Annotated in this window: 2 protein-coding genes; one reads left to right on the forward strand and one right to left on the reverse strand. The window is 51.2% G+C overall.

The annotated features are described in order from the left end of the window. Nucleotides 1–115 precede the first annotated feature (115 nt). The gene (locus FPE01S_RS24375; protein WP_217998270.1) at nt 116–5,047 is read left to right on the forward strand and encodes a T9SS type B sorting domain-containing protein; all 4,932 of its coding nucleotides are present in this window, start codon (nt 116–118) and stop codon (nt 5,045–5,047) included. Nucleotides 5,048–7,446: 2,399 nt separating this feature from the next. Here the strand turns inward: FPE01S_RS24375 and FPE01S_RS24385 are convergent. Then, on the reverse strand, nt 7,447–14,928 hold the full coding sequence (locus FPE01S_RS24385; protein ID WP_217998271.1) for a DUF8696 domain-containing protein: 7,482 nt from the start codon (nt 14,926–14,928) through the stop codon (nt 7,447–7,449). Nucleotides 14,929–14,967 lie beyond the last annotated feature (39 nt).

The following is a 14,967-nucleotide window of genomic DNA, read 5'->3' on the forward strand; positions in this document are numbered from 1 at the left end:
GGGATCATGGGTGCCTGCCGTGGTGAATAATACCACATCTGGATCATACACCTTTATACCAGACGCTGGCCAGTGTGCTGCTCCAATCAGCATCGATATTACCGTAACACCGGCAGTGGCACCAACTTTTGATGCCATCGGAGATATCTGTCAGAATAGTGTGGCACCGGCACTGCCATCCACGTCAACCAATGGCATCAATGGTTCCTGGTCACCAGCAGTGATCAACACCAACTCATTGGGTACTTCAACCTATACCTTCACCCCGGCAGCAGGAGAGTGCGCTGTATCAGTGAGCATCGATGTAACCATCGCTACCAGTGTAACGCCGGTATTCAATGCCTTCGGACCACTTTGCCTGAACAGTGCTGCACCAACACTGCCCACGACTTCCAATAATGGCATCAATGGTACATGGAGCCCGGCAGCCATCAATACCGGCAGCCTCGGTACAACCACCTATACCTTTACACCGGATCCATCAAGCTGTGGTGTACCAACTACAATCGATATCATCATAACCGATCAGATCACACCAACATTTGATCCGATTGCTGCATTCTGTGCGGGAGCAACTGCGCCAGTGTTGCCAGCGACTTCACTCAACAGTATTACCGGAACATGGTCACCTGCAGTGGTGAGCAATACCGCGTCAGGTACTTATACCTTTACCCCTGACGCCGGACAGTGTGCGGCACCCGTAAGCATCGACATCTCTGTTACGGCAGCTGTAACGCCAACCTTTGCAGCAATACCAGCCTTCTGTGCCGGTACAATTGCACCGGTATTGCCAGCTGCTTCACTCAACGGCATCAACGGTTCATGGGTACCCGCAACTGTAAGCAATACTGCATCAGGAACCTATACCTTCGTTCCGGATGGTGGACAGTGTGCTGAACCGGTAACCATCGACATTACCGTAACACCCGCTGTCACGCCGACATTCGATCCGATTGCTTCGCTCTGTCTGAACAGTGCTGCTCCTGTACTGCCAGGCACTTCTCGTAATGGAGTGATCGGCACCTGGAATCCTGCTGAGATCAATACAGCGGTTATCGGAACAACTACCTACACCTTTACCCCGGCAGCAGGAGCGTGCGCGACGCCGGTTAGCATCGATGTAACCATCACTGACCAGATCACACCAACCTTTACTACAATCCCTGCATTCTGTGAAGGCAGCGTAGCCCCTGTATTACCGAATGTATCTCTCAATGGCATCACCGGTACATGGATACCAGCTGTAGTCAGCAACACTACTTCCGGATCATACACCTTTATACCAGAAGCCGGCCAGTGTGCTGCGCCAATCAGCATCGATATTACCGTAACACCGGCAGTGACACCAACCTTTGACGCCATCGGAGATATCTGCCAGAACAGCGTGGCACCTGCATTGCCATCCATGTCAACCAATGGCATCAATGGTAACTGGTCACCAGCAGCGATCAACACCAGTGCACTCGGCACTTCTACCTACACCTTCACCCCTGCAGCAGGAGAGTGTGCAACTCCTGTGAGCATTGATGTAACCATCGCTACCAGCGTAACACCAGTATTCAATGCCATCGGACCATTGTGTCTCAACAGCGCAGCACCAACATTGCCCACAACATCCAATAATGGCATCAATGGCACCTGGAACCCGGCAACCATTAATACCGGTAGCCTTGGCACTATTACCTACACCTTCACTCCGGACGCAGCAAGTTGTGGTGTGGCAACTACGATTGATATCACCATCACCGATCAGATCGCACCAATCTTCGATCCGATTGCTGCATTCTGTGCGGGAGCTACTGCGCCAGTGCTGCCAACAGCCTCACTGAACGGCATTACCGGTACATGGTCGCCTGCACTGGTAAGCAACACCACTTCCGGCACCTATACCTTCACCCCGGATGCCGGACAGTGTGCGACACCGTTGAGCATCGATATTACCGTAACACCAGCAGTAACACCATCCTTTGCAACTATACCAGCATTCTGTGCCGGTACAACTGCACCGGTATTGCCAACAACTTCAATTAATGGCATCACTGGCACTTGGGTACCAGCTACCATCAACAATACTGCTTCGGGAACCTATACCTTCATTCCGGATGGCGGTCAGTGTGCTGAGCCGGTATCTATTGACATTACAGTTACGCCGGCAACGACTCCAATTTTTGATCCGATCGCTGCGCTCTGTCAGAACAGTACCGCACCAGCTCTGCCAGTGACTTCACTCAACGGCATAAGTGGCACATGGTCACCAACTGTGATCAACACCACTGTGATTGGTACAACCAGCTACACCTTTACCCCGGCAGCAGGAGAGTGCGCGACTGCGATCAGCCTCGTTATAACCATCACTGACCAGGTCGCACCAACCTTTACTACAATCCCTGCATTCTGTGAAGGCAGCGTAGCCCCTGTATTACCGAATGTATCTCTCAACGGCATCACTGGTTCATGGGTACCGGCTGTTGTGAACAACACCACTTCCGGATCATACACCTTTATACCAGATGCCGGACAGTGTGCTGCACCAATTAGCATCGACATTACCGTAACACCGGCTGTGACACCGACTTTTGACGCCATCGGTGATATCTGCCAGAACAGCGTGGCACCTGCATTGCCATCCACGTCAACCAATGGTATCAATGGCACCTGGTCACCAGCAGCAATCAACACCAGTGCACTCGGCACATCAACCTACACCTTCACACCAGCAGCAGGAGAGTGTGCCGTATCGGTGAGCATCGATGTAACCATCGCCACCAGTGTAACGCCGGTATTCAATGCTATCGGACCACTTTGTCTCAACAGTGCTGCCCCAACACTGCCGGCAACATCCAACAACGGCATCAATGGTACCTGGAGCCCGGCAACAATCAATACCGGAGCCCTGGGCACTACCACCTATACCTTTACACCGGATGCTTCAAGCTGTGGCGTTCCGACAACCATCGATATCACCATCACCGATCAGATTGCGCCAATCTTCGATCCGATTGCACCATTCTGTGCGGGTGCAACTGCACCAGTGCTGCCAGCGGCTTCACTGAATGGCATTACAGGCTCCTGGTCACCTGCAGTGGTAAGCAATACCGTTTCCGGCACCTATACCTTTACCCCGGATGCCGGACAGTGTGCCGCACCGGTGAGCATCGACATTACCGTAACACCTGGCGCAACACCATCCTTTGCAGCCATACCAGCCTTCTGTGCTGGTACAACCGCACCGGTATTGCCAACAACTTCAATCAATGGCATCACCGGTACATGGGTACCGGCTATAGTGAGCAACACTGCTTCGGGAACCTACACCTTCATACCTGACGCCGGACAGTGTGCTGAGCCAATATCAATCGACATCACCGTTGCCAGCAGCATTATACCGGTATTCGATGCAATAGGACCAGTTTGTGTTAACGGAATAGCACCATTGCTGGCTAATACATCTCTCAATGGTATCAGTGGTACATGGAATCCATCTGTCATCAATACAGCAGTAAGAGGTGTAACTACCTATAACTTTACCCCTGCTGCCGGCGGTTGCGGATTGCCAGCGTCCATCGATATTACCATCACTGACCAGATCACACCGACCTTCAATGCCATAGCAGCATTCTGTGCAGGATCTTCCGCTCCGGCATTGCCTGCCACATCGCTGAACGGCATCACCGGCACCTGGTCACCGGCAGTAGTCAGCAACACGGTATCAGGCACATACACCTTTACACCAGATGCCAACCAGTGCGCCGCTTCGACAACCTTAACGATCAATGTGGCTGAACCAACAACCAGCACTACGGAGATTACGCTTTGCAATAAAGAGCTGCCCTACAGCTGGAATGGTCAATCTTATACTGCTTCAGGCACCTACACAGTCAAACTCACCAATGCGGCAGGATGCGACAGCACGGCGACATTAATACTCAGTGCAGTGGATGTGGTTACCAGTCAAACCCTGATCACCCGTTGCGTGAATGATATGCCATTCGTATGGAACGGCAATACTTATAGCCAGCCGGGTTCATACCAGGTACAGCTGACCAGCGCCGGAGGATGTGACAGTATTGCAACTTTGGTACTTGCAGTTCGCCAGCCGGCAACCAGCACAACCAGCCTGCGGATCTGTGCCAATGAATTGCCCTATACCTGGAATGGCACCACTTATACAACAGCGGGCACATACACAGCCGTACTGACAGATGCTTTCGGATGTGACAGCACAGCAATGCTTAACCTGGCAGTAGCACCATTGCCGACTGCAACGGTCAGTGCCGCAGAGATCGCCTGTGCCGGTGCATCTACACCTGTCAGCCTGCAACTCACCGGTTCCGGACCATGGAGCGTTACTTATACCGAGAATGGCACTACCAAAACCATCAACAATATCACAACACCAAACTTCCAGTTCCCGGTTAATCTCCAGGGCAATACCACCATCAACGTGACCAGCGTATCCGATGCAACCTGTACAAACAGCCAGGTTCAAGCGGGTGCTACCATCAACGCGATTGTACCGGTTGCCGGCGTGACCCTGCCGCCACAAACCACCTATGAATCTATGCCGCTGCAACTGCAGGGCCGCGACCTGGGAGACGGCTATACCTACCAATGGAGCCCGGGTACAGGCATCAGTTCCAACACCGTGAAAGATCCAATCTTCAGGAACGACTTCGGAATGGAATACCTGATCCGGATGTATTCACCTGCAGGTTGCGAAACCGTAGATACCCTGCGCGTATCCGTAATCTCACCGCAACAGGGCGCTACCCCGGATCTGCTGGTTCCAAATGCCTGGACGCCGAACGGAGATGGCCAAAACGATGTACTGTTGCCATACCCGATCAAGATCCGCCAGCTTAATTACTTCAGGGTATTCAACCGCTGGGGTCAGCTGATGTATGAAACAAAAGATCTTGGCAAAGGCTGGAACGGCATCTATAACGGCCAGCTGCAACCGATCGATACCTATGTATGGACAGTTCAGGGTGTTGGCATAGATGGAACAGTAATCACCAAGTCCGGTAATGCTGCACTGATCCGGTAAGCATTACGTTATGCGGTGTTGCCCGCGCAAGATGGATATTGCAGGCTTTATCATCTGATTCATTTTCCGGCCCGATATTTTTCATATGTTGAAATGCGTGTTTGGGTTTCCCGCAAAGCGCGCAAAGGAGCGAAGACGCAAAGAAGAAAACCTATGGAACATGACATCATACAAGTGGCATGTTCAAATTCCGGATGTCAGGAATCCGAAAAGATAACCGGCCTGCGGCCGGAAGTTCGCAAGGAACCATCCTTAGCTACCAAGAACCAGGCAAAAGCCTGAGGAGCAGCGGGTGACCAGCAATGGGAAGGCCCCGGGCACCAGGATTTTGCTGAACGGGTAATCATGCTTGTCCCACAGATGCATTCTTTGCCTGCATAGCTCGCTACGGCCTTATCTATCGTTCATCTGACAATTGGGATGGTTACGCCGCACTTAGGTGTTTTTTTTCATCCGGTGCGGATCCGATTTTCGTTTCCCAAAACGGACCGTGCCCGGGCTTGCTGAATGATCATCGCACTCACCAGATCTTTCAAAAAATGTGGCGAATAGTATAGTTAGGCCATTTACACTCTATTTTATACCGTTTACAGCAGCTTTCTTCGGGTTGCCTTAGGGTTGGGTTAGGTTTTTCAAGGGAGTGCTTCGTTAATGTAACGAACGAGACCCGAACGAATCCCTTTTCTAGACCTTGTGGTTCAGGGAGTCTTCTTTTCAACACCACAAAGAACCAAGTTCAGCCGACAAACCCCGGTAACGGCAGTGTTTAAGCGCCTACTCAACTGAAAACCAAAATTAGTACCAGGCTTCAATTTTTCGTCAGAATTGGGACGAGGTTAGATATTTTCTGGGACGGGCTCAGATATTTGCAGGGACGAGATTGAATTTTACCTCGGAATGACCTCGAAGAACGGCCTTTGTTCCCTATGCAGGACCTCCTGTTGACCTCGGAATCCGAGGTGTTTGCCTCTGTTTTCAAGGTGAACTCGAGTACCCGGCGTAGTAAATCTGAGGTCCCACAGACTTTGAACAGACTTACCAAAGAGGTTGAATAGAGGCTGAATCGAACAGTGCTGGAAAACACCCAGGCTTGGTGCAATCAGGCAGCTATCAGGGAGGTCCAACTGAAGCTAGTTCAGGCCTGAAACCAGCCTTATCCTAGTGTTAAACAAGCCTTACCCCTGGGTAAACCTACCCCTTTATGCGTAGATCACACTAGGATAAGGCTATTTTCAGACTAGTATTATCCTTACCAGGCTAACGCTGTTGCCTAATCCTGGAATAGGTTAACTGGACGAAAAATAAATCCGGATTGGGGTGGACACCTGATTCTGTTAGTCCTGAAAGTGGCCAACAGTTGTCCTTAAAAGACCGGCACTAGCAAACAGCGTTTGTAATAATTTTGAATTGCCGTTCCAGCGAACTTTTTTTTATTCCCGCCAATAGCGTGAAATAGTCGCACCTGCTTTGCTTTCTCTTTTTCCAAAACAAAGCAGCTATGATCAACAGTTCGCAGGCAACTGCAGAAGCAAAATCTGAAAACGGACACCGTCTCATTTATAACAAAACAACTTGGCCTCACTCAGCCGTTTTTTCAAAGGAATTGCCTATCAGATTTTAAACATATTCCCGGTAAAACCAATGCCTGCTTCGTGGTTGTTTGCACTTACGGGACGACATCAGACTTCTCCAGTGACGAAAGTTGATTCCCCCGGGTGCAAACTCATTACTACCTATGATACCCCCAATGGGTCCCCGGATTTTCTACCAAATTGGTTCCATGGATTAGCAAAAGCTTTTAAATGATCGGAACCCTTTAGACGCTCCGTATAAATTCAACGTGATCCCAGCTTCTTTCCAGTATGATTTCGGTATACTTTCAGCTTCAGCTTTGCAACAACCCGCCTTCCGGCCGACTTTTTTTCAGCTTCTTCAAGGCCACTTCACGGCTTCTTCATTGTTTCATTTCAGCATTGAATGCCGCTGAAACGGAACTACAACTATCAATATGTTTCAATCCGCGCCACGAAACATATAAACACCCCTAAATCGTCTGTATGCAGGCCAGCAACCAAAAGGACAGGAAGCACTAAAAAACGCCAAATTCCTCCAGCTCCGATGGATGCCCAACAACTGTATAGCTGCCTTCCGGCGCAGTCAGGCAACTTTTCAGAAACCCGGCAATTCAAACCTTTACACCCAATCAAAAACTTCAAATTCCTCCTTCAATCTCTTCTTTGCGTCTTTGCTCCTTTGCGTGGAGCGCAGCGACCTTGCGAGAAAAACAAACACGAGAAAAATAGTTTTCAAAGGCGTTTTCAAACCTCAATTGCGTGCTTTTCCACAAAAAAAGGGGCGCCTCGCGGCGGCCCCTCTTTGGTTTTTACTACTATCCAGGTTTAGAGTTTGATAATCTTGATCACCTTTCTTTCGGTTCCCTGAACAACTTCTACGAGATACATACCCTGTACGTAACCTCCTCCGAACTGGACAGTTTCTCCAGAGGTAGCTTTCATTCTCTCTACAGCTCTGCCGGCAGCATCAGAAACCTGGATGTTTGCGGTTTCAGGACGTTTGCTGGTGATCTGCAGTTTGAAATAGTTAGCGCTTGGATTCGGGAAGATATTTACTGCGAGCGGATCATTGGCATTCACCTGCTCGAGCTTGATATCTGTTGACAAAGTTTCTGTTGTTGACCTCGCTGTCGGGCAACCACCTACAGTGATCTTCACGACGTTGGAATACTGGAATCCGCAACCTTCTACCCGCACCCTGTACCACATGGTCTGCACCAGGTTGGTATAGCTGTAAGACGGGCTGGTGATGGGCACGTTGCCATTTTTAACAGTATTGTAGTTGGTACCGTCTTTTGAAGATTCCCAACGAACGATCGTTCCACTAAATCCGGTAAGGGTCATTGTTCCGGAATTTGTTTTCGTACAATGTGTAGTTGCACCTGAAAGCGATCCGGCTACCACGTTTGCACTGATGGTTACGATGCCTTCAGCGGAGTAAGCCGCCGGACAGGTTCCCAGTTTCACCAGCGCCCTGTACCTCCTGGTAGTTGTCAGGTTGTTGTAAGGTTGACTGGTTGCAGTGCTCTGAATAGTATTCCAGGTCTGTCCATTGTTAGTGGAGTATTCCCACAGCTGGATGTCACCAGCGTAACCACTCAGGGTCACTGTTCCACTGTTGCTGCCGGAACAACCGCTGCCACCGCTTACTGTTCCGCCAATAGATCCCTGCGTAATGGTAATCTTCGCTACGTTGGAGTACAGTGCTGTACAACCTTCCACTCTTACCCTGTACCAGGTGCTTACACCCAGGTTGGTATAGTTATAAGTCGGGCTGGTCACTGTTACGTTATTCACTTTGAGCGTAGTGTAATTCGTACCGTCTGTAGAATATTCCCAGCGGGTAATGGTACCTGCATAACCGGTAAGACTAAGATTACCTGAATTGCTGGCGCCACAGTAGGATGCTGCTCCATTCAGGGTACCCGGGTTGGTTGATGCAGTAACTGTTACTGTTCCAATAGCTGAATATACAGCAGGGCAGGAGCCATTTCCGATCAGCGCCCTGTACTGGCGGGTTGCCGACAGGTTGCTGAAGTTCTGGGTAGTGCCTGTGCCTGGAATAGAGAACCATGTTTGTCCCAGGTTATCGGAAGCTTCCCACAGTTGAACCGCACCATCGAATCCGCTAAGTACCACTGTTCCGCTGTTCGTACCGCTGCAGACAGCTGTGCTGCTAATGGTACCGCCGTTGAGTGTGCCGCTGATAGTCACAATAGCCCGTGTAGAATAGGCTTCCGTACATCCCTGAACCCTTACCCTGAACCAGGTAGTCTGTGTCAGGTTGCTGTAAGTGTATGACGGACTGGTCACCGCTACGTTATTGATCTTAACGGTATTGAAGTTGGTACCGTCTTTAGAAGATTCCCAGCGCATGATGGTACCGGCATAACCTGTAAGGGTGAGCGTGCCGGAGTTTGTCTTGCTGCACCATGCTGTAGCACCATTGAGTGTACCGGACACCACAGAAGCAGTAACGTTCACCACACCTTCACCGGAATACACGCCACCACATGATCCGCCGCTGATGTAAGCCCTGTATTTACGGGTTTGTGTCAGGTTGGTGAAGGATTGTGTAGTACCGGTATTGGAGATTGTATTCCATGGTCCGCTGCCATCGGCATATTCCCAGTACAGAACGCTTCCAGCCTGGCCGCTGAGCGTTACGATGCCACTATTTGCTCCGGAGCAGACACTGGTACTGCTGACAGAACCGCCTGTTGCGCCTGCGCTCATGGTCATCGTTGCCGTTGTGGAGTAAGCCTGGCTGCAACCTTCTACCAAAGCGCGATACATAGTTGCCTGGGCAAGGTTGGTATATGGCTGGCTTGCTGATGTATTGGCAATTGGCGTCCAGATGCCACCGCCATCGGTGCTGTATTCCCATTTCACAATGTTTCCGGAATAGTTCACCAGGGTAAGTGTGCCACTGTTGGTACCTGCGCAGACTGCACCACCACCGGTGATATTGCCTGCCTGAACTGCGACGCTGTTGGTGTACACTGCAGAACCGGCCATGTCAGCGGTACAACCACCTGCTGTTGCAGTTGCCCGTACTGTGTAGGTACCTGCACTGGTAATTGCCGGGAAGTTGATCACATTTCCATTTCCGGAGATCGCACTGCCGAGGTTAGAACCATTCAGCAACAATTGGTAGTTCCAGCCGGACTGAGAGCCACTCAGGCTGAGTGCCGGGGCAGATCCGTTACAGATGCTGCCACCACCATTCACGGTGTACAAGGTTGCCGATGCACCATTCTGAATGCTAGCTGAACCGATCATATCCGCTACGCAATTGGTAGTAAGATTAGTGGCCTGCACGGTATAGGTACCTGTTACGGTTTGTATTCCGAAGTCGAGGTAACCGCCGTTACCAGTCAGTGCACTGCCTACGTTTGATCCATTGCGTTTCAGTTGATAAGACACACCTCCCTGTGAAGAGGACAGGCCGATTATTCCACCCGCACCGTTACAATAGGTTCCGCCACCGGTTACACTGAAGGCTGTTGGCTGAGAACCTGCAGTCACGAGGGCTGAACCACTCATATTATTGGTACAACCTGTATTGGTATGCGTTGCCACTACAGTATAGGTACCGTTGATGGTCTGCAATCCGAAGTCGATCGCGTTGCCGTTTCCGGAAGCCGCTGCACCTACGTTGGTATTGCCATCCCGTACCAGTTGATAGGTTACACCTGTTTGAGAAGAAGAGAGTCCCACAGATACCCCAGGACCGCTGCAGAATGCACCGCCACCGGTAACACTGAAGCTGGACGGCACCACGCCGGCAAGTACTACAGCATTATTATTCATCGTAGTAGTACAGCCACCGGCATTTTTAGCGACCACGGTATAGGTTCCACTGATGGTTTGCAGTCCGAAGTCGATGTCGCCACCGTTACCGGACACAGCTGCACCAACATTGGTCACGCCACCGCGTACGAGCTGGTAAGTCATTCCGGATTCTGAACCGGACAATCCAACCGTTACGCCTGTACCGTTACAGAAAGTACCGCCACCAGTCACATTAAATGCAGCCGGCAGGTTAGAGGAAGTTATGGATGCATTGCTGTTCATGTTGCTGGTACAACCCGTAGCAGCATTTGTTGCAATTACAGTATAGACACCAGCAGCTGTGAGGTTGCCGAAGCTGATCGCATTTCCGTTTCCGGAAACGGTTCCACCCACATTTGTGGTGCCATTCAGTACAAGTTGATAGTTTACTCCGGAAGTAGAGCCCGACAAGCCAATGGCAAGTCCCGGACCGCTGCAATAGCTGCCACCACCGGTGACGCTGAACAGTGTCGGGTTACTACCTGCTACGACAACGGCATTTCCGTTCATCGGTACGGTACAACCACCGGCATTTTTAGCGATTACGGTATAGGTACCGCCAATGGTTTGTACACCAAAGTCGAGGTCACCGCCATTGCCGGTCAGTGCTGCACCAACATTGGTCACGCCACCGCGAACCAGTTGATAAGTCATGCCGGCTTCAGAGCTGGCGAGTCCGACAGACACCCCTGCACCATTACAGAAGGTACCACCGCCAGTCACAGCAAATGCCGCAGGCAGCGCCTGTGTCGAAATCAGGGCGCTTCCACTCATATTATTGGTACAGCTGGAGGTAGCATTGGTAGCAATTACGGTATAGGTACCAGTGGCTGTCTGATTGCCGAAGCTGATGGCATTTCCGTTACCTGGTACCTGGCTGCCGATATTGCTGCTGCCATTCAACACCAGTTGATAGTTCACACCGGAAGTTGAACCGGAGAGACCGATTAAAGGACCTGCACCGCTGCAATAGCTGCCACCACCAGTTACGGTAAACGCAGTGGGTGTGGTGCCTGCAGCAACATTTGCTGAACCCAGCATGGTATTGATACAACCGGCAGCGATATTGCTGGCTACGATCGTATAGCTACCGGGTGTGGTAATGTTGGAGAATTCGATGCCGAGGCCGTTGCCGGTCACTGCAGCACCAACGTTGATGGATCCGCTGCGGATGAGTTGATAAGAAACACCGCTTTCAGATCCGGACAACAGGATGGTAACACCTGCACCGTTGCAGTATGCGCCACCACCGCTTACCAGGAAGGCATTCGGAACAGTACCGGCATTAATCACGGCAGCGCCATTCATGGTATTGGTACAACCGGTAGCAGTTTCTGTTGCTACTACTGTGTAGGTGCCGCCGGTAGTTTGGTTACCGAAGTCTATAGACATGCCATTAAGGCCGTTGACCGGGCTACCCACGAGTGTATTTCCGTTACGAACCAGTTGGTAGGAAACGCCGGTCTGTGACGCATTCAGGCTTACTACAGCACCCTGGCCATTGCAGAAGCTGCCGCCACCCTGAACACTGAATGCGGTCGGTGCAGAAGCGCTTGCAATATTCACCAGGATTGGAGTAATACAGCCATTGGCATCTTTTACAGAAGCGAGGTAGCTACCGGCAGCAACGCCTGTAAAGACATTGTTGGTACCGTATCCGCCACCGATGAAGCTGTATTTGTAAGGAGCCACACCACCGCTACCGATCAGGGTAACCGAACCGGTTGCTGTCTGACAGCCTGAAGGTGTCTGGTTAACAATGTAAATCGTCAACTCAGGCGCCTCATTGACAGTGATACTGGTTGAGGTTTCACAACCATTCACATCCTTTACAGTGATGGTATGTGCACCGGCACCTGCGTTCAGGATATTGCTGTTGGTGTAATCACCACCGTCGATTTTATAAGAGTATCCTGGTGTGCCACCATTTGCAGACACCGTCACATTGACCATACCGCCGTTACAACCGATTGCCGGTGCGGCAGCAGATGCAGTAAGCGCAGCAGGCTGCGAAATGCTCACGGAGTTATTGATTACCGTGAAGCAGGTGGGATTTGCAGCATCACGTACCCAGACACTATAGATACCAGGCGTAACTGAAGTGAACTGGTTTCCGGGGAACCAGCTGGATCCGCCGGTGATGCTGTACTGATATGCGCCTGAACCACCCGTTGGGTTATTGATCGTAATGGTACCATTACCAGCACCGTTACAGGTCACGTTGGTAGAATTGATACCAGCTGCAATTACTGCTGGTTGGGTAATCTGCACATTGCTTTGAATGGTGATGCTGCAATTGGTATGAGCGGCATCACGCAGCAACACGTTATAGGTTCCGAAGGGCAATCCGGTGAATTGCGGATTGCTGCTCCAGGCCCCGCCATTGTTAATACTGTATTCGTAGGTTCCATAACCACCGCTTGGATTGACAATGGTGATCTTACCGTCAGATGCACCAAAACAGGTCACATTGTCCTTATTCATGGTTGCCTGAAGTGCCTGCGGCTCGAAGACAGCAAGGGTGGCATTCAATATCACTTCGCACTGGATATTCATAACATCACGGATCCTGACATCGTAAGTATTTCCAGCCAGGCCGGTAAAGTTGCCATTAGGCTGCCAGCTGGTGCCACCATTGATACTATAGGAGTAGTTGCCACTTCCACCTACAGGAGCGGTAATATGAATTGCCCCGTTGGCCGCACCATAACAGGAGACACCGTCAGTAGAAACAGCAGCGTTCAAAGCCAGCGGCTGTCCTACCTGTACTGCATTGTCCAGTACAATAAAGCAGGAATGGTTGTTTGCATCGCGGATCACCACGCTGTATACATCAGCAGGCAAACCGGTGAAGCTGGCTGTGCTTTGCCATGTTGTGCCACCATTTCTGGAATATTCATAGTTACCGGAACCGCCTGCTGGGCTATTGATGGTGATTGAGCCATCGCTGTTGCCATTGCAGCTTACATTGGTATGAGAAACACTTCCACTCAATACTGCCGGCTGTCCGACAACTACCGCACCCGGTATTGTCACCACACAGGCTGTATTATTCTTGTCACGAATCTCAAGGGTGTAGCTATTGGCGGTGAGGCCGGTAAACTCAAGACCTTCCTGCCAGGTGCCACCATTGATGCGGAACTCGAAAGCACCACTGCCACCAGCAGGGCTGGATACAGTGATCTTGCCATCGGTGCCACTAAAGCAGGTAGCGTTGGTAGGCGTTGCTGATGCAGACAAGGCTGCCGGCTGATCAATGGTAATCGTACCCGGCAGCGTGATGATACAGGCCGGGTTGTTTTTATCGCGGATATCAACGGTATAGGTATTGGGGGCCAGGTTGTTGAACACCAGGCCTTCCTGCCAGGTGCCGCTATTGATGCGGAACTCGTATTCGCCGCTACCGCCAACTGCACCAGATACGGTGATCTTACCGTTGGCTGCATTGTAGCAGGTTACATCATCACCAGCAGCAGATGCAGACAGTACAGCAGGCTGATCGATGGTAATGGTTCCAGGCAGGGTAATGATACAAGCCGGGTTGTTCTTGTCGCGGATATCGACAGTGTAGGTATCCGGAGCCAGGTTGTCAAACACCAGGCCATCCTGCCATACACCGCTGTTGATGCGGAATTGGTAATCACCGCTACCGCCGCTCGGGCTGGAAACAGTAATCTTACCGTTGGCCGCATTATAGCAGGTTACGTCATCACCAGCTGCAGATGCTGACAGCACTGCCGGCTGATGGATAGTAACTGTACCAGGCAATGTGATGATACAGGTCGGGGTATTCTTGTCGCGGATGTCGATGGTATAGGTATCAGGCGCCAGGTTACTGAACTCCAGGCCGTCCTGCCAGGTGCCGCCATTGATGCGGAACTCATATTCACCGCTACCGCCGGTCGGGCTGGATACAGTGATCTTACCGTTTGCCGCATTATAGCAGGTTACGTCATCACCAGCTGCAGATGCGGAAAGCACTGCGGGCTGATCGATGGTAACTGTACCAGGCAGGGTCACGATACAAGCCGGGTTGTTCTTATCGCGGATCTGGATGGTATAAGTATCAGGAGCCAGGTTGCTGAACTCCAGGCCTTCCTGCCAGCTACCGCTGTTGATGCGGAACTCGTATTCACCGCTGCCGCCAACTGCACCGGAGATGGTGATCTTACCATTGGCTGCGTTGTAGCAGGTTACATCGTCACCAGCTGCAGCTGCAGACAGCACAGCAGGCTGATCGATGGTTACCGTGCCAGGCAGTGTGATGATACATGCGGGGTTGTTTTTATCGCGTATATCTATGGTGTAAGTATTTGGTGCCAGGTTGCTGAACACCAGGCCTTCCTGCCAGGTGCCGCCATTGACGCGGAACTCATATTCACCGCTACCGCCGGTCGGGCTGGATACAGTGATCTTACCGTTCGCTGCGTTATAGCAGGTTACGTCGTCACCAGCTGCTGATGCGGAAAGCACTGCCGGCTGATCGATGGTAACGGTGCCAGGCAGTGTAAT

Source organism: Flavihumibacter petaseus NBRC 106054 (assembly GCF_000974785.1).
GTDB classification, from domain to species: Bacteria; Bacteroidota; Bacteroidia; order Chitinophagales; family Chitinophagaceae; genus Flavihumibacter; species Flavihumibacter petaseus.